We start from the raw sequence: 23,032 nt of genomic DNA on the forward strand, positions 1-23,032 counted from the left end.
TCCTGCCCAAGTCGTGTGCGACTCCTATGATTAACTGTACGATAGCGCAATAAAACCCGCGAGAAGAGCACTCATGTAAAGTGCCCTTCTCGCGGGTTTTCTCACTTATTAATAAACCGATTTCCACTCCGCAATGTTTGTCGCATCGAATTTGAATGGATCTCCAAGCATAATTTGCGTCCCGTCACCGTCTTGAACGATTTCTTTCTCGCCGAGCGTACCGGCCGTCACTTTGTCGCCTACCTTGCCCGTAATGGTTCCTTTCACTAATGCATCCGCCGCATATCCTGTGAGGTAGCCCACATCGATTGGGTTCCACAGGTACATCCATTGGCATACGCCGCTTTCGATGTACTCGGCCATTTCACTAGGCAAGCCAAGGCCCGTCAGTTGAACCTTGCCTTTGAGACCTTTATCCGTAAGCACTTTACCGGCAGCAGCAACACCAACCGTTGTCGGAGCAATGATGCCTTTCAGATTCGGATAAGATTTGAGCAGCGCTTCCGTTTCGGATACGCTCTTATCGCGAAGGTCGTCGCCATAAGCAACCTTAACCAATTTGACATCCTTATATTTAGGATCTTCAAGCTCCTTCTTCATCCATTCGATCCACAGATTCTGGTTCGTCGCTTGCGAGGTTGCGCTCAGAATGGCAATTTCGCCCGATCCGCCAATCATCTCTACCATACCTTGCACTAACGTACGGCCAATGCGCTCTGGATCGGCTTGGTTCACGTGAACCTTACGGCTCTGCGCATTAACAGCAGAGTCAAGCGAGAGCACTTGAATACCTGCTGACATCGCTTTCTCCAATGCTGGCTGCAGCGCATCGGGGTCATTGCCTGCGATGGCGATGGCACTGACCTTCTGCGAAATAAGCTCATCGACCATTGCGATTTGGGCTTCAGCCGTCGGTTGGTCAGGCGCTTTGAGAATAACCTCGTTGCCGAGCTCCTCAATCGCTTTCTTGTAGCCTTCCATCATTTTCTCGCCGTACGGATTGCCTGTATTTTTGAAAATGATTGCGAATTTTTTCTTGCCTCCTGTATCTGATGCCGTACTTTCTTTGCCAGTTGAGGATGAGCTTGAACCTTCATCGGATCCTTTGCTTCCGCATGCCGCGAGCATCGCCATCAGCATGACAACCGACAAAACCGTAATCAACACTTTCTTCATTTGTTGTTTCCTCCCCTTTGTTGTCCCCTGTAATATATACAAGCGATCAATGATCGAATGTATCGAGAGCTAAAGCCTGCGAGCTGCGCCTTTGCGACGCTTAAGCTGCGGAATGGCAACCGAGAAAATCAATAACAGTCCAAGAATGATGAGCAGCGTCTGAGCCGTGACATTGACAAGGCCAAGACCGTACCGAAGGAAGCCAATTAGGAAGATGGCGAGGATGGCACCAATCATTCTTCCTTTGCCTCCTGACGTACTGATACCGCCCAGCACCACCATAGCGATTACTTCTAGCTCGTATCCATTGGCGATATTAGGACGCGTGCTCCCCATCCGAGATGTAAGGAACAAGGCGGTTACGGCGGACATCAGACCTGCAAGCGTAAATACCCATACCTTAATCCGGTCGACATCGACACCGGAGTAATGACTCGCTGTCGCATTATTGCCGATCGAATACACGCGTCTGCCGAATGCTGTTTTGTGAAGAAGAAAGCCAAATCCAGCTGCGAATATAACGAATGCAACGAGAATGAACGGTATCGTTCCGACATATCCCCACCCCATGAACTTGAACCATGATGGGAATTTGCCAACCGCCTGATCCTCCAGCAGAATGTACGCGATGCCGCGATAAATGATCATGGTCGACAGCGTTACGATAACGGAGGACAGCTCTTTGAATTTCACGATCAGCATGCCGTTAATCCATCCGCACACAGCGCCAACAACTAAGCAGATCACAACGGCGAATTCCATCGGCATGCCGCGACTATACAGATCCGCCATGATGACCGAGGTCAATGCAACAATGGATGCGACAGAAATATCAATTTCGCCCATCATGATGATGAAGACCATTGGCAGAACTATGAATGCTTTATCGAGAAACCCCATCGTGGCATCTCGCAGATTGTTGTAATCCAGGAAGTATTCCGATAGATTCGCGTTCATCACGAATATCGCTAGCAGCAGCACGACCAGCAGCCATTCCCATTGGAGAAAATAGCCTTTGAGCGAGAATGGTTTCTCGTTCGCGATTGTTCTAGGTTCCATAGCTCAAATTTTCCTCCTCATCAGGTTGTTGCGGTCGATGCCCCGCTTCACCAGCGCGTTGATCAAGACAGCGGTTACAATAATGGCGCCTTGAATGAACGTTTGCCAGAATGGTGAGACATTAATCATCGGCAACGCATTGTTCAGAATACCTAATAAGACCGAACCAAGAATGATGCCGGAGATCTTGCCAACACCCCCAGCGATGCTAACGCCGCCAAGCACGCAGGCCGCGATAACGCTAAGCTCGTAACCAACCGCCGTATCCCCTTGTGCAGATGCATATTTGGATACCCACAGCACGCCGGCCAAGCCTGATAAGCCGCCCATGATCGTATAGACAAGCCAGAGAATTTTCTCATTATGAATCCCGCTAATCTTGGCCGAATCCGGGTTGCTGCCAACCGCATAGATGCGTCGGCCAGTCTTGGTGTAATTAATAAAGTAATAAGACACGAGATAAATAAGAAGCGCTATGACGATCAAATTGTTGACGCCAAACATCGAGCCCGTCGCAATCTGCTTGAAGCTTTCGGGCATTTGATGCGCACTCACCCATTTGCCTCCGCTTACCTGATACGTCATCCCTCTGAATACATTCATCATGCCTAACGTTGCAATGATCGGCAGAATGTTGACCCAAGCGACGAGGACGCCAAGCAGCATCCCGCAGGCAAGTCCGATTCCAACACCGATTGCAATGGCAGCCAGCGGATGAAGCCCTGGATAATGACTAACCATCTGCGCTGCGCTCATCCCCGATAAAGCAAGTGTCGCTCCGATCGAGAGATCGATGCCCCGCGTAATAATAACGAGCATCATGCCCACCGCTAGAATGCTAAGAATCGCTGTATTCGTTGCGATGTCATTCAAATTCTCCAGCGTAAGAAAACTATGATTACGAATCTGCACGCCAATCGATAAAATAACAATGAAGGCAAGCAGCCCTAGCTCTCTGAATTTCGAGAAGGAGGCGCTGATGGAGCCTCCAGCTGTGCCGCTGCCAACTGAGCTCTTGTTCGGGACGGCCTGCGTTGTTACCGTCTTCATGCTCCCGCCCTCCTATCCAATGGTGTATTGGCAGCGCTGTCATCCATAGCCGCCTCTAAGATGGCTTCCTGCGTTAGACCGTCTCGGTCCAATTGGGCTGTAACTCTTCCTTCCCGCATAACAACGACACGGTCACACATACCTAGAATTTCCGGCATTTCAGAGGAGACAAGAATGATTCCGTACCCTGCGCAAGCCAGGTCGCTAATAATCTCATAAATGGCCGATTTCGCGCCAACATCCACCCCTTTGGTTGGCTCATCCAAGATCAGCACATCCAATTCGCCCGTAAGCAGCTTAGCGAACACAACCTTCTGCTGGTTGCCGCCTGACAACGAGCTTGCCAGATCGAATACGCTTTTCGCCTTCACGCTGACCTTCTCGGCAAGGCGTTTGGCCAGATCTAATTCCTTGCGGTGGTTAAGAGCACCCTTACTTGAAAACTGCTCTAACGCAGGCAGCGTAATATTCCTTCCGATTCCCCATTGAAGAACAAGCCCCTGCTTCTGCCGATCTTCGGGCAAGTAGCCGATTCCTTGGCGCATCGCCTCTCTCGGGCTCTTAAACTGTGCTTTTGCACCTTTGAAGAAGATGGTTCCTTTATCAATCTGCGAAATGCCGAAGATCGTCTCGCAAACCTCCGTTCGGCCCGCACCTACCAGACCCGTTAGACCAAGAATCTCACCTCTGCGAAGCTGGAAGGATACATCCGCGAAATAACCCGTTTTGCCGATCCCTTCTACACGCAGCACTTCTTCTCCGACCGTAGTCTCTTTCTTCGGGAAGAGCTGAGAAATTTCACGACCGACCATCGCAACGATTAAGTCTGGATTCGAAATCTCATTGACGTTCCAGGTGCCGATGTATTTGGAGTCCCGGAAAACCGTCACTTGCGTAGCTAACCGATACATATCCTCGAAACGGTGAGAGATGAAAATAATAGACGCTCCATTGTCGCGTAAACGCTCAGCAATTCGGTACAGCTCTTCGCTTTCCGTCTTCGAGAGCGCTGCGGTCGGCTCGTCCATAATGATAATCTTCGCATTCGTGGACAACGCCTTCGCGATTTCAACAATTTGCTGCTCGGCGACGCTCAGCGCACCCATCAAGGTCTTCGGGCTGAAGGTTGCTCCCAGCTCATTCAATAATCGAGCGGCCTCCTCGTGCATCTCCTTCCATCGGATGCGGCGCGTACCTTTCTCTACCTTTTCATGACCCATGAAGATGTTTTCGGTCACGCTGAGATCTGGGTAGCAGGTTACATGCTGATAGATCGCAGCGATTCCCATTTTCTTGGCGTCCGTCGGATTGCGGAAATCCACCTTCGTGCCATTCAAATAGATTTCGCCTTCATCCGGTGTATAAACACCTGTAATGACCTTTATAAAGGTTGACTTACCGGCACCATTCTCGCCCATAAGCGCATGTATCTCGCCACGCTTCAATCTGAAGTACACATTGTCGAGTGCTTTAATTCCTGGGAAAATTTTCGAAATCCCTTTCAGCTCCAACACATAATCCGTCTCTGCCATTGTTAGTCCCTCCTTATTCTAGCGGGCAGAACCTTTGTCTATTCACAAGATACTCCGTTTGACAGATCGACTGTAGGTGACATTCCTCAGATTAGGGGGAGAATATTCGGGTCCTCATAGAAATAAAAAAAGCCTCATCGCTAGGATTAGCGCTGAGACCCTGATGAATCGAACTTCGAACTTTATATTAGGATTGCATATTAGCCCTATATTTGGATGGCGTCTGACCTGACCATTGCTTGAATAGGCCGCTGAAATATTTGACATCCTGATAGCCGATCATGCCGCAAATATCCTGAATTTTTAAGACGGGATCATTCAACAGCTCTTTCGCTTTCTCCATACGCTGCCGCGTTAAATAATCGAGAATCGTCTCGCCGGTCTGCAGCTTGAAGTATTCACTGAAGTAGGTCGGATTCATATGCACGTGATCGGCAATCTTCTTGATTGTCATCTCTTGGCCCAAATGCTCCCTGATCCAGCTCTTCGCCTGCTCGATTGGCTTCATGCTGCCCTGCTCACGAGCTTGGCGAATTTCCTCCACGCCTTGAGCAGCCAATTCCTTGATGAACTGCTTCAGCTCATACACGCTGGCGGCCTTCCTTGCATGCTGGAATTGCTCTTCAATCGCAGCCACCGCCGCTAACCCTCGTTGATTCTCAAGCCGCACAGACTGAATGAGGATAACCGCGTTCTGTACCGCCGTCTGTAAGCTTTCCGGTGACTCCAGCTTCTCTAAGAGAAGCGTATATTGATTGCATAATTCCGCTGCATCGGATGAATTCCCCTGCTCGATGCTTCGCTTCAGCTTCTGGAGGATGGGCAGCAGATCCCGTTCGAGCTTCACTTCGCTTCGATCGCTCATCGTCTCGAGCACGGCCGGCCCGAACACCTTATTGCCGCCGTACAGCAGTCGATAATTAATATTCGATTGACATTGTCTTCTGGCATCAGGCAGTAGATACAAATCTTCTATCGTGCTGCTATAAGCTATCGATACAGAGAAGGGCGTATAGGTTTGAATGCAAGACCTTATTTGCATCGATAGCTCCTCGGCAGCACCCTCCAGATCAACCTCCTGATAAGGGCTGCTAATCAGCACCCAGAAATCCGAATCGCTGCCGCGCCAACTCCAGCCTAGTTGGTCCACTTCGCCCCCTTGGCTGCCGACGACCTCTCCGATAATATTTTCTATCGCGTAATAATAGGCCTTCCAGTCTTTGGACGTATAGGTTCTAGTTTTAACGGGCAGCGTGTCCATTCGGATGCAGAGCAGTACATACTTCCCCTTCGGAAATTCATCGACCCAATAGCCGAGACGAGTGGCATCGATGCCGGCTGACGTTATGTCGCTAAGCGTCTGCGTCTGCTTACTGTGCTTAAATTTCTCTGCTTGCTTCTCGAGCTCGCCGCGCTTCTGATGCTGTAGCCTGCCACCAAGTATGATCGACCGAATATCGATCATGCGAAGGCGAAACTGCTCTCGATCGACTGGCTTAAGCAAATAATCCAATGCACCTTCTCGTATAGCCGATTGGACGTAAGAGAATTCGTCGTATCCGCTAATCAACAGAGGATACAACGAGGAATATCGCTTCTTCGCCTCATGAATAAGGGTAAGCCCATCCATCTCCGGCATTCTCACATCGGAGATTAGCAGATCAATATCGCCATCCAATTGAGCCAAACAGTCCAATGCCTCGATTCCATCCTGCGCCATGGCGACGACTTCCCATCCCTCGCCGCATGACTCGACCAGTCTCGCAATCCCTTTTCGAATCCGAGCCTCATCATCAACGACCATGACTCTAATCGTCTCCACCTGCTATGCCCCCCGCTCTATTCCTGTCTTCTAATCCGATCGTTCGTTCAAAGGAATTCGAATTAGAACTTCCGTTCCAATCCCTTCGATGCTGTGCAACTGAATGCCATAATCGTTCCCAAGCATCATGCCAATCCTTGCATTCACATTCGAAAGGCCGAAGTTAGCGCTTTTGGGTGCAAAAGAGTCCTTCTTTAACGCTTCTTCCAACTGGAACAGCTTCTCAGAAGAAATGCCAGGGCCATTGTCGCTAACTCTAAAAACGATACATGGCTCGCCGGTACGAGCATCAAACTCTTCGCTTACAGAAAGGCAAACCTCCATTTTCCTTCGAACATCGAGTCCATGCTTAATGGCATTCTCGACGACCGGCTGAAGAATAAATTTGGGCGTAAATAGCTGCAAAAAGTGACTATCCGTCATCTTCTTATCGATTCGAAATGCGAGCCTGTCCTCGAACCGAAACTTTTGAATCGTCAGATAGTCCTCCGCATGCTGCACCTCCTGTGCGATCGTCACCCACTTCGACTGATTGCTCACGGAGAAACGGAACATCCGACCGAGCAAAGTGACCATATCGACGACAGCCTCGGTTTCTCCTTCTTCGACCGCCATGCCGATCGTTTCCAGCGTATTGTACAGAAAATGAGGGTTGATTTGAGACTGCAGCGCATAAAGCTCCGCTTCCTTCTGCCGCAGCTCGACTTGATAATTTTTCTGAATCAAATCACGAATCGTACTGACCATGGAGTTGAAGCTGCGTGCAAGCATGCCGATTTCGTCTCTGTGCGGCACCTTCAAGTCCACCTGGAAATTGCCCATCTCGACCGTTTTCATTAATCCGCTCAACCGTTTCAGAGGCCGGGTCATCGACCACGATATCCATACCGCTATCAAGGAGGTGATGACGCTGATCGCAATAAACAGCAGAATCGTAACATTCCGCACCAGATTCGTACGCTGCATTAATTCGCTTAACGGAATGCTGTGCACAAGAGTCCAGCCCGATATGGATGCGGTGTTGATGCTCATTAATTTAGCTCCGCCCGCATGGTTGGCACGGAAGCTGCCGCTTCGGAGCGGATAGTTGTCCTTCTCTGTATCCATCGTGCCGATGAGGCTGCGATCCGAATGATAAATAATTTCGCCTGCATCGCTCATTAGCCACAAATTCGCTCGATTGCTCGACTCGAAATTGTGAAAGATTTTATCTATGAAGGACAGATCAACCGCGATTAACATATCGCCGAGCACTTTACGGTTATCGACATCATAGATTTGCTTCTGAATGAACAGATACGGAACCTCTGCGTCGAACTGAAGATCCACTTCGCTTGGGAGAATAAATTGTGCCTTCCCGATGGAATACGGCTTCTCACTGTACCCACTGAGCGTATTCTGCCAATCAGCCTGCTTGAATTGCTGCTTCGAGCTGTAAAACATTCGTTGATTGGAAAGGATGAATACACCGATGACATTGGCGTTATTCCCTCGGATATAAGTTCGGGATAGATAGCTATTCATATCATATTGATCTTTGTTAAATTCCGAACGCTTCGCATATGTTTCTTTACGAAGAATGCTCAACGCCTGCTCGGAGTTAAACAGCAGGTCGGGAAGCCGCATCAGCTCATCGATCTGTTTATCGATATCTTCATTGGCCTGATGCAAGATCTTCGGCATATATTCACCGATCTGCGCTTCGACCGATCTTGCATATTGCGCGTATGAGATGTAGCCCAGCAGCGACAAAGGCACTACCGTCAGCAGCAGGTACGTAATAATCAATTTGGAGCTTAGGCGAAAGTGACGGAACTGAAAGCTGGTTCGCCTCTTAAAAATCATATTGATTCACGTTCTCCTTGGAGAAATCCAAAGGCTCCCCCATAATGACCATATCCCCTACTACACGTATTTTCCCGACCTTCGGAATATCCTGCCCATCTGCTGGGCGAACGCCGTTCAATAGATTATTCGCAAGTACGACGGTCAGATAACCCAATTTCTTAGGGCTCCATAACGTTGCCATTTGAACGGTTCCTTCATTCAAGTAGCTGCGTGTGAAGTTCGGGTTGGATAACCCGACGACTTTAACTGCACCAGCCTTGCCCGCATCCTTGACAGCATTAGCGGCTGATAGAAAGCCAACGGACGAATTGCCGATAATCCCGTTCAACTCCGGATGCTCCGCTAGCAGCTGCTTCGCTACTTCACCGGCCTTCGTTAAGTTGTCGTCGGTCGCAACGACTTTAACTAAGTTCATTTCAGGATAATACGCTTTGTGCTGCACTTGAATCCATTTGAGCCAGTCGCTTAAATTCGAGGCAGAGATTGCGCCCGTCAGAATCGCGAAATTGCCCTTCTCTCCCATCGCATTCGCAAGCGTATCCATTAGATGTCTTCCGAGCGTTTCGGGATCCACCATATTCACATAAAAATCGCGCACCTGCGGGTCGGCATCCGCATCCCAGCTAATGACCTTAATGCCTGCTTGCCTTGCTTTCTCCAAAACGGGTATAAGCGCTTCAGGATCGTTCGCAGAAACGGCGATGAGATCCACATGCCGCTGGATCATGCTGTCGATAACCTCAATCTGCCCGCTAACGTCTGCCGTCTTGGGTCCCTCGAACATGACGTCGATGTCCAGATCATTCGCCGCTTCTTGGGCTCCTTCTGCAGCAACCGTGAAATAATCAATTTCGGTTCCCTTGGGGATGATCGCAACCGAATATCGTTGGTCTTGCAAGGATGAATCGGGAACAGCCTCGCTTGTCGTCTGCTGCGTATCCATCGAATAAACAATCCGATAAGGGGTGCCCGATCCGCTGCTACAAGCGCTTACAATTATCATCATCGTCATAAAAAGCATTAGTTTCCGGATCATCGCCGTCCCCCGTATCTCTCGTTGTAAACCACACCTATCATAGTCCCTCGATTAATGAAAGCGCAACCTTTACAAGTTGGAAGCCTTGATAAAGCGAGAGGGATGCCGTATGTTCGGCATCCCTCTTCGTATCCTGATCTATGCTAATTGTTCCTATCCCTGCTGCTTTCTACTGCTCCTCCACAATGACAACGCCCCAGCGCTCCAGCTCGATTGTTTCTCCCAGTGGGATTTCCCGGTCTGTGAGCAGCTCAACGCCGTTGCCATAAGGATAAACGAACGACCGCGGTTCTTCTGAATAGTTGAAATAATAGCGTACTTTGTTGCCTTGCTCGTTCACGCCGGATTTCACGATAATCGGGAATTGAAGCTCTTGATCCACTCCCCATATCCCCGCTTCGCGGATGGCGCCTTCCAGCACTTTGCGGACGACCGCTTCGCTTGGCAGGCAGCCGATATAGGTTGCCATCCCCTTGCCGTACCGATTGGCCGTGATCGCTGCATATCGCCCCCAATGCGGATGCTCGTACCAAGCGAGCACCTCCGCCGTTGTTGGCGTAAGAAGCTCCATCCAGACGCTGATGTTGTTGTCCGACGCCTTAACGTCAAATGGATTTCCCTTCAGCGATACCTTGCCCGGCTCAACGAACTGCGAGTAGGTAATGCCGCAAGCTTTCTCGATCAAGCCCGGCTGCGCGCTTGGCCGAACTTTGATATGCTCGTTGGAAAAGCCGCTCTTGAACGTGTACACGACATGTCCGCCGTTCTCAACATATTCGTTCAAGGCATTCAGCAGTTCATCGGAAGCCGTATACAACGCCGGTACGACGATCAGATCATAGCTGCCGAACTGATCGGAAGAGCTCGGATACACAATGTCGCAGCCGATGTTCATCTCATACAGTCGATCGTAAACGAGACGAACGATATCGTTATAACGAACCTCGCCGCCAGGCAGCTTGAACCAGTCCAGCGACGTCAGTGCTTCGTTGCTGACGAGAACGGCTGCGCGATTCTTTTTCTTCAAATTAACCAGCTTGTCCGACAGACGGGCGAAATCACGGCCAATCGTCTTCGCTTCGTCATACGTCGGATTTGGCCCCATGTCATGGCTGAGCAGGCCCTTCCAATACGTCTCGAACGAATTATGAATGGAATGCCAATGCCAGTACTCGACCATGTTCGCGCCAGATGCCAGATGGCTGAACGCCTGCAGCCTCAGTTGACCAGGGTAAGGCGTCCAATTCGGAAACGCCTGCGCTTGGGTTTCGAGCACGAAATAGTTCGAGCCTTTGAGCGAACGCGTCGAGTCCCCGCCGAACGAAATCTCCTTGCCCGTTAGATCATCCTGTGAAGGATGGTAAATATCGACGCCTGCGATGTCCAGCGCCTTAGCCGCTTCGTAATGATCGACATCCGGCTGAACGCCAAAGGAATACCCCCGCCATTCGAAGTCGAAGTTATGCGTGACGAATTGACCCGGACGTTTGTATTCATTCACAATCGCCGTCTGCCACGCAAGGAAATCGGTCACCAGCTTCCGCTGGAACTTGGCGAACGCGGCACCCAGGCTGCCATTGATCGTACCAACGACCGAAGGGAAGTCCTCCCAGCTGTTGATCCGATTGCTCCAATAATCAAGGCCGTACGCCTCATTGAGCTGCTCTACCGTTCCGAACTGCTCCCTCATATGTTTGACGAACTGAAGCTGTACGTTAGGACCGCTCGTCCGGTAATGCTTCGTTTCATTATCGACCTGATAGCCGATGACTGCAGGATGATCGCATACCCGGCTGATCAGCTTGCGGATGATACGCTCGGAGTAGAACAAATACGACGGATGTGTGATGTCCATGATCTGCCGCGCGCCATAACGTCCCGGTCCGTCCGGCGTCTCCGCCAGCACATCCGGATGCTCCTTGACCATCCACGTTGGAATTGCATAAGTTGGCGTGCCAACAATGACATGAATCCCCGCTTCATGCATCGCATCCAGCACGCGGTCCACGCTGGAGAAATCGAATACGCCGTTCTGCGGCTCATGCGTACTCCAAGTCGATTCTGCAATTCGGATAAGGTTAATGCCCGCCGCCTTCATCATTTCAATATCGGTGCTCAGTCGCTCATAAGGCATATATTCATCGTAATAGGCAACGCCATATAATAGTTTGTTCAATGTAATCTCTCCCATGTTGTTATTAAGAGGTCGTTCAAAAAGTCCGCTTCGTGTTCAAAAAGTTCGGTTTTCAGCACCAAGAAGGTTGGATGCAGCAGGGAATGAGGATCGGAGCGTAGTGAAGTGCTACGTGAGAACCGGAAGTCTCTGATGCATTCAAGATTCGATGCCGAATATGCTTCTTGTGATGCTTCGTGATCAAAAGCGGACTATAGGTTATTGCGGTATTGCGTTGGCGTCATGCCGGTATACTTCTTGAACACTTGGAAAAAGTACTTCTCATCCTGATAACCGGAATCATGCGCAATGTCCGATATGCGAAGGCTCGGGTCTCTCAGCAGACGGGAAGCATACTCGATCCGGATGCGGTGCAGGTACTCGATAAAGCTGGTCTGCAGCTGCTGCTTGAACAAATAGCTGATATAACCAGGGGTTACATAAACCTCGCGAGCAACGGATTCCCTGCTTATATCGAGTCGGAAATGCTCATGCACGTAAGCCAGTATGGACTCGAACAGCTTATTGCCGTTCTTGCGCGCTGATAGTTGATCCGCGATCTTCCGTGCTGTTTCCGTCAGCGTAGCCATGATGTGCTCCAGCCCCGAACGAGCCATCATGCGAGGGATTTCATCGAGTCCGCTGCCGAACACCTCATTCACATTGACATTGCGCTCGATACAATCCCGGTAGAGCGCGAAGTAAAGCGCATAGATGGAATTAACGACGCTCTCTTTCGAAGAGCTCTCCGGCTTTAGCGAGGCCAGAAATTCCTGCAGACTGGAGCGAATCGCAGCTTCGTCCCCTTTGCCGATCGCCTGAAGCACGGCCCTCTCGTTCTCGAGCGGATAGGAGGTTTGGGTAAAATCCTCTTCCTCCGCCGCCTCAAGATAATCCGTGATCTTCGCATCGCCTTCATAAAATCTTGCATTCAACGCCTTGTGCGCCTCAAGGAACGACACCCGGAAATGTCGGATGCTCCGGTCGAAGCTGCCAATTCCGATGGAGACGGTGAAGGGGAGGAAACGCATGGCGTTGTGTTGAATCGCTTCGGCGTATGGAACAATCTGCTTCGTATCCAGCCATTCATCCGCATTCATGAGCAGCACGACATCGTCGTTATCCTCGAACGCTGCGGAGTGACATATCGGAATGAACGTCTCCTCGGCAATATTTTTGAGCGCGTATTTGAACAGCTCGATATCAGCGCTGCCGAATTTCTGCTGCACGAGATGCAGGTTGTCAATCTTGACGACAAGGACCCCGAAGAACGGCAGCGGGAAGGAAATATCGCTTAGCATTAAGTTGTTCAGCAGCCGCTCCAGTGGGGGATTCTCGGTCATCACCAGTCGGTTAAGCGCGTACTCCTTCAGGAAAGGAAAGCTCTCTCGAAATCCGCTGCGCAGCCCTTCCAGCTTCTCATTCTCCTGCCGTTGCTTCGCGATATCATTCGTAATCTTAACGACCAAATCCAGAATCTCCTGCCGGCGGCTCGGCTTGAGCAAATAATCGACGGCGCCGGCCGCCATCGCCTTCTGCGCATACGAGAACTCGTCGTACCCGCTCATAATGATGCATTTGGTGGCTGGGGATGACTTGGACACATGTTCAATCAGCTCCAGCCCGTCCATCACCGGCATTCGGATATCGGTCAGCAGAATATCAACGCCAGTACACTTCATGATCTCCAGCGCTTCCGCTCCGTCCCGCGCTTCTCCAACGATCTCAATCCCGTGAGCCGCCCAATCAATCAGCATTCGAATGCCCGTCCGGGCTCTCTCCTCATCGTCCACGATAAGCAGTCGATACATGCTCCTCACTCCTCCTTCATGGATAGAACAGCAGGTATCGCAAGCTGTACCCGCGTGCCCCGTCCAGGCTTGCTGTCGTATATCAATTCAAATTCGTCCTTATAATAATGCTTCAGCCGTTCATGTACATTGCGGACGGCATAGCCGCTTGTATCCTGCGTTACGTTGACATCGTTCTCCTTCGGCATCTCGTTCAACTTGGCCAGCTCTTCTTCGCTCATACCCAGACCGTTGTCCTCAATGATGAACGTCAGACGATCTTCCTCCTGCATCCCCCTTATACGAACGAAGCCTCCGCCCCGCTTCCGTTCGATGCCATGCACGATGGCATTCTCAACGAAAGGCTGCAAAATCAGCTTCAAGATGATGTAATCGCTCATCGCTGGCGGAATATCGACCTCATATTCGAGCACATCGCGGAACCGCATTTTTTGCAAGGAGAGATACAGCTCGAGCAGCTCCCGCTCCTTCGCCACGCTTGTGAAGCTTTTGCCCCGATTGAGACTTAGACGGAACAGCCGTGACAGATTAATAATCATTTCGCTAATCTTGTCCTGCCCAGCAGACTCCGCTTCCCAGAAAATCGTATCGAGCATGTTGTACAGAAAATGTGGATTAATCTGCGCCTGCAGCGCTTTAAGCTCTGCCTCCTGCTCCCTGAGCCGAAGCACATAAGCATCGTCGACCAGCGACTTAATATTTTCGACCATATTGTTATACCCCTGACTTAAATAACCGATCTCATCCCCGTACTTGACCTCTACCTTCTCATCGAACTGCCCATTCTGGAAGCGGCGCATCGAGAGCAATAAGTTTTTGATCGGAGCGGTCAGGAACGAGGTGAGCAGCAGCATGATTGGAATGCTCATAACGAGCCATCCCACAACGAGCAATACGACGAACTGCTTAATGGAATTGAGCTCCTTAGTTAAGACGCTGAGCGGAACCGCGTACAGATACTGCCAGCCGTTCTCCCCTCTGCTATACGTGAGAAGCAGGCTCTCTCCATCCAACCGCACAACCTTCGATCCCGAATCCGAGACGGACGAACGAATCATTTCAAGCTCAGACTGACCTGCCTTGTAAAATGGTTTGCCCGCTTCCAGCAGCGGCTCGCCGCTGGCATCTAGAATAACAAGCCCATGGTCCTTGTCGTACAGGTTCGCCAAGTATTGCGCCTTGATCGTCTCCTGATTGACGCCTACGAATATAAACCCGATCGTATACCCGTTATTCACGTCCCGGACGATCCGAGTCATCCCGATCTTCTCCTTGCGGTTATTCTGGATAAACACGTTGTCCGCAGACATCGGAAACCAGAGCGGCGCACCGCGCAGGTTGGCGGTCAGCTTATAGATTGGGTTAGCCTCGATCTGCTGAATCGTGCCCGAACCGCTGCTGTCATCTGTCGCCACCTGGAACAGAGGCGGTCCCTCCTTGCCATATAAGGCGACATAATCGAAGTTGCCGGTTAACAGCATCTGATTCATCAAGGTCGACGTTGAACCGTTGTACAGCGTTGGATCAAGTGAGCCTTCTGACGGCATCACATCCATCTTGAGCGTGGATTGGATATAAGGGTCCATCACGAATACCGTCACCCAATTGGAGATCGCCTTTTGCATCGACTTCATATTATTGTCAACTACTCGGACGACGCCAAGGTTGGTGGAGCTGACCTTGTTCACAACTTGGGTTTTAGACGTTTCAATCGCATAATACCCGAGCGCAACGGAAAACACTGTCATAAGCAGCGTGAACAAAATGATGATTTTGAACTTCAGGCTTAAATTGAAATAAGCGCGCAGCATAAGCGATCACAAGCCTTTACTATATGAGGTTGTTCACAAAGTCCGCTGACAACCGAACGTTTTGAACACGTATTATAAGCTTTTTTTGTCATTCTAATCTTCTCCAGCAGCAATCACAATGACTCGAGTGAAGGTTTCGACAAACGTCTACCTTCGTCTTTTTTTCTCTACTGACCGGCCATTATTCCACTTGTTATGATCAGTGCAGGCAAATGAGATTGCCAGATTCCTTAAACAACCATCAGGGGGAATAACGATGAAGAAATATTCCAAGTTGGCGCGTGCGTCCATTCTAACACTTGCTATTGCATCCGTAGGAACGTTGGCTGCATGCGGCAGCGATAACAGCTCGAGCACGTCGGACAGCAGCAGCGGCGCAAGCGGCGAAGGCAAAGTAACGCTCCGCTTCTTCTCCAACCTGCCGGATCGCAAATCCGGACAAGGACTTGCTGAACAAACGGTTATCGATAATTACATCAAAGAAAATCCGAACGTCAAGATCGAAGTCGAGACGCTTGCGGAAGAGCCTTTTAAGAACAAGCTGAAGGCTTACATGTCCTCCAACGAGCCGATTGATATTACCATGGTTCACGGCGGCGCCGAGCTTAATACACTCGTACAAGCTGGTTACGTAAAAGAGCTGGATCCGAAGGAATATGAAGGTGAACAGTATAACTTCCTGCCAGGCGTATACAAATCGTTCACGTTCAACGACAAGCTGTACGGCTTGCCGCGCAACAGCGACTATGAAGTGATCTACTACAATAAGAAGCTGTTCGCAGACAACGGCGTGAAAGTGCCAACGACGCTTACTGAGCTGCTCGACGCTGCGAAGGCGTTCCGCGATAAAGACATCGCTCCGATGTCCATTAACGGCAAGGACCTATGGAGCTTCGGCGAGATGTACCAGAACCTCGTGCTGCGTTATAGCGGCAATCAGAATCTGATTCTCGATGCGATCGATAAGAAGATCAAATTCGCGGATGACGAGAACTTCCTGAAGGCTGCACAATATCTCGCCGAAGTGCGCGATTCGAAGATGTTCCAAGATTCCTTCATGACGGCTGACTACGGCGCATCCCAGAACCTGTTCACGCAAAGCAAAGCCGCGATGTGGTACATGGGCTCGTGGGAAGCAGGCATGGCGACGAACGAGGCTCTTCCCGAGGAATTCCGTCAAAATCTTGGCGTAATCAAAGTTCCGGTTGCCGATGGCGGCAAAGGAACGGCTGATGATCTGCTTGCTTGGAACGGCGGCGGTTATGCGCTCGTAAGCAGCTCGAAGCAACCGGAGGAAGCGAAGAAGTTCTTCGATTATCTGATGAGCGCTAACCAATGGGCGAAGACGGCATGGGATACGGGCGCTGCCGTACCTGCGCAGAAATATGAATTGACCGGCACGGAAAGCGAAGTCCAGAAGACGCTGACCGACATTCTGGTCAATGCATCGTCAACATCCGGCGCTTCTGCCATTGACTACGGCACACCGAAGTTCAAGGACGACATCCAGAATGCGCTCGGCAAGTTCTTCTCCAGCAAACAGACGCCTGAAGAATTGCTTAGCGCGCTCCAGACAGCGGTAGACACCCAATAAAGGCATAGAAGGAATCGGATAAGGACAGGGTGAGCCTGTCTTTATCCCTTTCTAAAGGATGGAGTGATTATCATGCATCGCGTGTTTAGAAACAAAACAGCCATTTTTCTATTCGTAGCTCCCGGTATGCTGCTGTTCGCGCTAACCTTCCTGGTTCCGATTATCGTCAGCGGCTACTATTCCTTCACAGATACACTTGCTCCAGGGACGAAGGTCACAATGGTTGGCTTCGACAACTACACGAACCTGCTCTTCCATGACGAGCGATTCTGGCTTGCGCTTCGCAACGCCCTGCTGCTTGGCATCGGCTTTATCGTCATTCAGCATCCGATTTGTATTTTCTTCGCGATCCTGCTCGACCGGCTTGGCGGCAAGGCGGAGAAGATTTTCCGTACGATCTTCTTTATTCCGTGCGTCATCTCGGTTGTCGTAATTTCGAAAATGTGGCTTTCCTTGCTCGACCCAACGTTCGGCATGCTGAACAAGCTGCTGGACCTTGTCGGACTTGATTCCTTGAAGCACGCTTGGCTCGGCGAGAGCAGCACAGCGCTTGGCTCCATGCTGTTCATTCTGATCTGGGCAGGCTTTGGCTGGGGACTTCTGTTCTACTATGCAGGCGTTAAAGGGATTTCCGAGGATCTGTACGAGGCAGCTCAGCTCGACGGCGCTTCCGGCTTCCGTATGCATCTGAAGATTACGGTACCGCTCTTGAAACCGGTTATCGCCGTTCAATTCACGCTTGCCATCATTACGGCACTGAAACAAATGGAGACCGTCTTCCTCACCACGAACGGCGGACCTGGCGACTCTACGCAATTCCTCGCGGTTTATTTGTACAACAAAGCGTTCTCGGCCAGCCAATACGGCTATGCCAATGCCATATCGGTATTGTTCGTTATCGTATGTTTACTTGCAACATATTTGAGCAATCGTCTCACTCGCAGTGATGCGACGGATTTCTAGGAGGGCGACAACATGATAGCACGCAAAAAAACGGCAATCTGGATCTTCTTTCTGATCGTCGCCGCAGGACAATTATTTCCGCTGATCTGGCTTGTGGACTTCTCGTTCAATTCAAGCGCAGACTTTTATTCCAATAGCATTCTGAAATGGCCTAGCTCGCCTCAATGGCACAACTACGTGAATGCCTGGGTGGATGGGAAATTTTTAAAATATCTCAGTAACAGCTTGCTTGTTTCCGTAGTGACCATTGCGTTGACGGTCGTTTTGTCCCTCACGTTGTCCTACGCGTTCATCCGTATGCAGTGGAAGCTTCGTTCGTTGTTCTACACGATTCTGCTGCTCGGCATCATGATTCCGATTCATGCAACATTGCTGCCGAACTTCGCGATCTTCAAGGCGCTTGGTCTTACCGACTCCTATTTCGGACTTATTCTTCCTTATACGGCTGTGTCCGTTCCGCTTGGAACGTTCATGCTCAGCGGCTTCCTGCGCAGCATTCCGAAGGAGCTCGAGGAATCTGCTCTGATGGATGGCTGCAGCATCTACCGCATCGTGTTCCAGATCATTGCGCCGCTGCTTAAGCCAGCGCTTGTCACCGTTATCGTGACAACGTTCCTGAACTGCTGGAATGAATTCATTATGGCTTCGACGTTCCTGAGCAAGGATGCACTCAAGACGCTGCCGTTCTCGGTCATGAACTTCGCGGGCCAATATTCTTCCGATTACGGCTCCCAATTCGCTGTAATGGTACTCACTTCGATCCCTGCCATCATCATCTATGCGGTGTTCAATGAGCAGATTACGAAGGGCGTTACGGCTGGCGCTGTCAAAGGCTAATCGAAGCAGAAGGAGAACAACGCATGATTCAGAACCCTATCCTCAGAGGCTTTAACCCCGACCCTTCCATCTTGAGAGTCGGGGACGATTATTACATTGCGACTTCAACGTTCGAGTGGTATCCCGGCGTACAGCTTCATCATTCCAAGGATCTCGTGAACTGGCGCGTCATCGGCTATGCGCTGGACCGTGAATCCCAGCTGGATCTCAAGGGCATCGAGGCTTCGGGCGGCGTATGGGCGCCATGTCTAAGCTACGACGAAGAGGCCAAGCTGTTCTATCTCATCTATACGATTATGCGCAGTACGAACGGCAACTACTTCGATCTCGACAATTACGTTGTAACCGCAACCGACATTACCGGGCCTTGGTCCGATCGTACGTACTTGAACAGCTCCGGGTTCGACCCTTCCTTGTTCCATGACGACGACGGCCGCAAATGGCTGCTCAATCTGGAATGGGACAACCGCCCCGGCTATGAGCATCCCGGCTCTATCGTCATTCAAGAATACGACGCGGACAGCCGCGAGCTGATCGGCTCCCCCGTAAGCATCTTCCGCGGGGCTACCGATATGGGCTGTCTGGAGGCACCGCATATCTACAAGCGGAACGGCTATTACTACATGATGGCGGCGGAAGGAGGCACGGGCTTCGGGCATGGCGTAACCATCGCCCGCTCTAAGTCGTTGTTCGGTCCGTACGAATCCGACCCTTGCAACCCGATCATCACCTCTGCCAAGGAGATCAACCTGAATCGGCGAGGCGTCGACGATTACTTAAAGCCGTATCAATACAATCCCGAGTCTATCCTGCAAAAAAGCGGCCACGGCTCTCTCGTCGAAACGCCGGCAGGCGAGCCGTACATTGCCCATCTCACGGCGAGGCCGCTCGCCTCTAATCAACGCAGCATGCTCGGACGCGAGACCGCCATTCAACGCTGCGAATGGACCGAAGACGGCTGGCTCCGCCTCGCTTCCGGCGGACAGCGGGCTGAGCTGACGGTCCAGCCTCCTCTGCTTGCATCAGCGCCTTGGGAGACGGAGCCTTCCCGCGAGCACTTCGACAGCGGCGAATGGAACGTGCATTTGAATTCGCTGCGCGTGCCGCTAAGCGAAGATTGGGTCAGCCTTTCAGCGAAGCCAGGTTATATGCGCCTTCGCGGCCGTGACTCTCTGTTCTCTCTTCACGAGCAAAGCCTGATCGCCCGCCGCCTGCAATCCGTTCATGCGGTTGCCGAGACCTGCGTGGCGTTCGAACCGGACAATTTCCACGAGACCGCTGGCCTGACGTTATTTTATGACCAAAACATGTTCTATTACTTAAAGATCTACTACAGCGAAAGTCTGGGCAGCAAAGCCTTAACCATTCTGTATGCAGATAATGGCGTTAAGGTCGAGCTTCGAGAGTGTCGTATGCCGATCGCTGGCTGGGATCGGGTTTACTTGCGTGCCGTCATCGAGGGCGAGGAACTGCGCTTCTACGGTTCGCCTGACGCCGAGGAATGGACGCAGGTCGGCCCTGTGCTCGATGCGAGCAAATGCTCGGACGAGTACGCCAAGTACGGCCACTTCACCGGTGCATTCATTGGGGTGTGCTGCCAAGATTCGTATCGCAAACGGAAGTATGCGGATTTTGATTATTTTGAATACAAAGAGCTGTAAAGAAGTTAGGCAAATAGGAATAGCACAGGAACGCCCCTCTGGTGAAAAGCGCTCCTGTGCTATTTATTGTAATAATGGGTTATGCGTGATCGCGGTCGCGGCTGCGGCTTCTCATGCCGGCAAGACCGAATAAGCCGAGAAGACCAAGCCATCCCCAATCAAAACCTCTATTGTCAGTGGCAGTGGCACGGTAATTATTCGTGCGGACGTTATTCCCGGTGCCGACGTAATTCAGGTCCGTGCCCAATGCACGGTTTGTTGTGTTAATTCCTTCATTAACCCCGTTTCGAAGCTCATTGCCTGGCGTGTTGTAAGTCGTTGTTGTGTTGGCAAAAGCAGGAACAGCGGAAGACATCGTCAAGCATGCTGCCAAACTGAAGATCGCTAACCACTTTTTCATTTTCATGCCCCTCTTCGATTAAGGTATAAGCATTGATTATTTTCTATCTACAGGGCAGCGATTATTCTCGGAATGGATAACAACAATTTGACAATTGATTTACCGCTATCAGTGAGCCGCTGATCGGTCCGGTCCCGTCGCGCTAAAACAACAAGCGGCGCTTGGGAGAGTTCCCAGCGCCGCCATCTACACACGATTGAAGTATCATCAGATTTGCATTATTGGTTCGTACTTGGAGCCGCCGGCGCTGCGCCATCTTGACCTTGATCTTGGCCTTGCCCTTGTGCCGGCATTTGGCCTTGGCCATCGCCTTGCTGCGGGAATCCTTGTCCTTGGCCTTGTCCTTGGCCTCCACCCATCATTCCTTGCGGGAACTGGCCAGGCTCGAACGAGCGATGCACCATCTTGCCGCCCAGATGCGCCGTATACATAACGAGAACAACGGCGACCAGCGCCACGATCAAGTAAATCGGGTTGCGGCCAATGTCTCTCTTCTTCCAGAGCATGATGCCGCCCCGAACTACGCTCAGCACGATGGCGAGATACATCGTAAACGTTCCGTAGAGCTCGTGGGTTTCGACGGCCGAATTTTGCATCATCATTTTCGGTCCCGTCAGTACCGCCGCGATCGTGCATACCGTTCCGAGAACGAGGCAGGCCAGGGCTGCCGTATGCCAATCTTTTTTCTTCCAGATCAGAGCCGCCAGGTCGAACAGGAAGCTCACGAGCAGCAGCACGATCGGAAAATGCGTAATAATGAAGTGCTTGTTGTCCCACAAATAATTCATTGCTTTTCCTCCTTAGTAGTTACACTACATGTTGTAGTTCTTATGTACAAAGGAAAACGCCATTGTCCGCGGAACGGCAAGACGTTCTCTTGATACCGGATTATACGCCGAAGGCGATGAAAGCAAACACAAGCGCGGATATGGCGCACGGGAAAATGGGTGGCGTCAGCGACGGCTTAAAATGAGGGTCAATCAGCTGCTTAAGACGCAGGTTGATTGCGTTGTCAGCGAATGATGCGCTGCCGAGAACGACTGTCGACGCTTGTCCGCGCTTCAACAGAACGAGAAGCGCGCTGCTGAGGTCGGCCGCACCGCCCGTAGCTTGAACGGCATAACGATCGGCCATCAGCTCGATCAGAACTTTATACTTCTTGATGAACCAGTTGTAGATTGGTATGTACCACAAAGCGATCCCGATAAGGGATAAGAGGAAAACCGCCAGCGGATGCCGTCGTTTCAAGTGGAACTTCTCGTGGGCGATCACGGCTTGAAGCTCGGTCTCGCTCAGAGCCGCGATCAGTCCTGTCGACAGTACAATACGGGGACGGAACAGCCCGATTGTCATCGCTATGGAGTCCTCATGATCGAGGATCGTGATCTCGGTGCGGGCTAGTCCATGCTCTTCTCCGATGGCACAAGTCAACGCCTCGTCGAAACGGCTTCGTTCCGTTCGGTTCCATCGTGAAGCGGCAACGCTTTCGCGGATGGCGACTGCGATCGAACAGAGCAGCGTCGAACCGACGAGGAAGAACATCAGATTGATTCGCACGGGAAAGCCGATGAAACGGAGAAACTCGGCACATTGATTAAACAAGTTGATTGGTATTCGCACATGAAATATAAATTGGATTAAAAAGAGCGACATCTGAGCATAAACGAAGCCCGCGGACAATAGGACAACAGCAAGCAGTAAGCCGGAACGCTTCTCGCTCATCGGTTATCGATCCTTTTTCCATTGTTCGATTTGACGTTCCAACTGCTTCAACAAATCCGGATCGACCTGCTCCATAGCATCGAGCATGTGTGTAACAGCCAAGGACCCGAATTCCTTCACCAAATCGTAGGACAATTCCTTCGACTGCTCCTCCAGAAACCGTTCCTTCGAGAGAACGGCGCAATAAACATAGGACTTGGACTGCAGCTTCTTCTGCAGCACGCCTTTATCGACGAGCCTGTTCATGACAGTCATGATCGTATTGAAGCTCATCGGCTTGTCCTCGCTAACGACGGTGTTAACTTCCTTAATCGTCGACGGCTTCTCCAGACTCCATATCGCTTCCATCACCTTGGCCTCCAACGGACCGAAGAAACGGCCCAAACCGTTGCCCTGGAATTTGAAAGAGTTCATTTTCACGTTGCGCACGCTCCTTACACTACAGATTATAGTGTTGCATAAAGACCTTCGTCAACAACAAAACATCTGTAGGCTTACCGTCTTAACCTATCCTTAGACTTATGGGGTGAATCATAC

Annotated in this window: 18 protein-coding genes; 4 read left to right on the forward strand and 14 right to left on the reverse strand. The window is 50.9% G+C overall.

Going from position 1 to position 23,032, the window contains the following annotated elements; genetic code table 11:
* Positions 1–108 precede the first annotated feature (108 nt).
* The 10 genes from rhaS to DFQ01_RS03850 form a co-directional block, all read right to left on the reverse strand.
* Complete coding sequence (rhaS, locus tag DFQ01_RS03805) at positions 109–1,176, reverse strand: rhamnose ABC transporter substrate-binding protein (RefSeq protein ID WP_110042552.1); 1,068 nt, start codon at positions 1,174–1,176, stop codon at positions 109–111.
* 69 nt (positions 1,177–1,245) lie between these two features.
* Positions 1,246–2,235, reverse strand: coding sequence for an ABC transporter permease (locus DFQ01_RS03810; protein WP_110042553.1), 990 nt, complete (start codon positions 2,233–2,235; stop codon positions 1,246–1,248).
* 3 nt (positions 2,236–2,238) lie between these two features.
* Positions 2,239–3,285, reverse strand: a complete 1,047-nt coding sequence (locus DFQ01_RS03815; RefSeq protein ID WP_110042554.1) for an ABC transporter permease — start codon at positions 3,283–3,285, stop codon at positions 2,239–2,241.
* Positions 3,282–4,817 (reverse strand): sugar ABC transporter ATP-binding protein, encoded by a 1,536-nt coding sequence (locus DFQ01_RS03820; RefSeq protein WP_110042555.1) that lies wholly within the window; start codon positions 4,815–4,817, stop codon positions 3,282–3,284. Before DFQ01_RS03820 ends, DFQ01_RS03815 begins: the two co-directional genes overlap by 4 nt.
* A gap of 187 nt (positions 4,818–5,004) precedes the next feature.
* Positions 5,005–6,639: a response regulator transcription factor gene (locus DFQ01_RS03825; protein ID WP_110042556.1), complete on the reverse strand. Its 1,635-nt coding sequence runs from the start codon at positions 6,637–6,639 to the stop codon at positions 5,005–5,007.
* Positions 6,640–6,669: 30 nt separating this feature from the next.
* The gene (locus tag DFQ01_RS03830) at positions 6,670–8,484 is read right to left on the reverse strand and encodes a sensor histidine kinase (RefSeq protein ID WP_110042557.1); all 1,815 of its coding nucleotides are present in this window, start codon (positions 8,482–8,484) and stop codon (positions 6,670–6,672) included.
* Positions 8,474–9,523 carry an autoinducer 2 ABC transporter substrate-binding protein gene (locus DFQ01_RS03835; RefSeq protein WP_110042558.1) on the reverse strand — a complete coding sequence of 350 codons (1,050 nt, stop codon included), beginning with the start codon at positions 9,521–9,523 and terminating at the stop codon, positions 8,474–8,476. Before DFQ01_RS03835 ends, DFQ01_RS03830 begins: the two co-directional genes overlap by 11 nt.
* Positions 9,524–9,692: 169 nt before the next feature.
* Positions 9,693–11,699, reverse strand: coding sequence for a beta-galactosidase (locus DFQ01_RS03840; protein WP_110042559.1), 2,007 nt, complete (start codon positions 11,697–11,699; stop codon positions 9,693–9,695).
* Between the two features lie 209 nt (positions 11,700–11,908).
* A complete protein-coding gene (locus DFQ01_RS03845; RefSeq protein ID WP_110042560.1) occupies positions 11,909–13,507 on the reverse strand; it encodes a response regulator in 1,599 nt (532 codons plus the stop codon).
* 5 nt (positions 13,508–13,512) lie between these two features.
* Complete coding sequence (locus DFQ01_RS03850; protein ID WP_110042561.1) at positions 13,513–15,318, reverse strand: sensor histidine kinase; 1,806 nt, start codon at positions 15,316–15,318, stop codon at positions 13,513–13,515.
* A gap of 256 nt (positions 15,319–15,574) precedes the next feature.
* Between DFQ01_RS03850 and DFQ01_RS03855 the strand changes: the two genes are divergently transcribed.
* The 4 genes from DFQ01_RS03855 to DFQ01_RS03870 all read left to right on the forward strand — a co-directional run bounded on the left by DFQ01_RS03855 (position 15,575) and on the right by DFQ01_RS03870 (position 20,373).
* Complete coding sequence (locus DFQ01_RS03855) at positions 15,575–16,912, forward strand: ABC transporter substrate-binding protein (RefSeq protein WP_110042562.1); 1,338 nt, start codon at positions 15,575–15,577, stop codon at positions 16,910–16,912.
* 72 nt (positions 16,913–16,984) lie between these two features.
* The gene (locus DFQ01_RS03860) at positions 16,985–17,875 is read left to right on the forward strand and encodes a carbohydrate ABC transporter permease (RefSeq protein ID WP_110042563.1); all 891 of its coding nucleotides are present in this window, start codon (positions 16,985–16,987) and stop codon (positions 17,873–17,875) included.
* Between the two features lie 12 nt (positions 17,876–17,887).
* Entirely contained in the window at positions 17,888–18,712 is an 825-nt protein-coding gene (locus DFQ01_RS03865; RefSeq protein ID WP_110042564.1) for a carbohydrate ABC transporter permease, read from the forward strand.
* Positions 18,713–18,735: 23 nt separating this feature from the next.
* Entirely contained in the window at positions 18,736–20,373 is a 1,638-nt protein-coding gene (locus DFQ01_RS03870; protein WP_110042565.1) for a glycoside hydrolase family 43 protein, read from the forward strand.
* 79 nt (positions 20,374–20,452) lie between these two features.
* Here the strand turns inward: DFQ01_RS03870 and DFQ01_RS03875 are convergent, their stop codons facing one another.
* The 4 genes from DFQ01_RS03875 to DFQ01_RS03890 all read right to left on the reverse strand — a co-directional run bounded on the left by DFQ01_RS03875 (position 20,453) and on the right by DFQ01_RS03890 (position 22,915).
* Positions 20,453–20,773 carry a WGxxGxxG family protein gene (locus DFQ01_RS03875; RefSeq protein WP_110042566.1) on the reverse strand — a complete coding sequence of 107 codons (321 nt, stop codon included), beginning with the start codon at positions 20,771–20,773 and terminating at the stop codon, positions 20,453–20,455.
* A 218-nt stretch (positions 20,774–20,991) separates the two neighbouring features.
* Positions 20,992–21,561, reverse strand: a complete 570-nt coding sequence (locus tag DFQ01_RS03880) for a DUF2231 domain-containing protein (protein ID WP_110042567.1) — start codon at positions 21,559–21,561, stop codon at positions 20,992–20,994.
* A gap of 100 nt (positions 21,562–21,661) precedes the next feature.
* On the reverse strand, positions 21,662–22,495 hold the full coding sequence (locus tag DFQ01_RS03885; protein WP_110042568.1) for a M56 family metallopeptidase: 834 nt from the start codon (positions 22,493–22,495) through the stop codon (positions 21,662–21,664).
* Positions 22,496–22,498: 3 nt separating this feature from the next.
* Positions 22,499–22,915: a BlaI/MecI/CopY family transcriptional regulator gene (locus tag DFQ01_RS03890; RefSeq protein ID WP_425452353.1), complete on the reverse strand. Its 417-nt coding sequence runs from the start codon at positions 22,913–22,915 to the stop codon at positions 22,499–22,501.
* Between the last annotated feature and the right edge of the window lie 117 nt (positions 22,916–23,032).

The organism is Paenibacillus cellulosilyticus (genome assembly GCF_003182255.1).
Lineage (GTDB): Bacteria > Bacillota > Bacilli > Paenibacillales > Paenibacillaceae > Paenibacillus_T > Paenibacillus_T cellulosilyticus.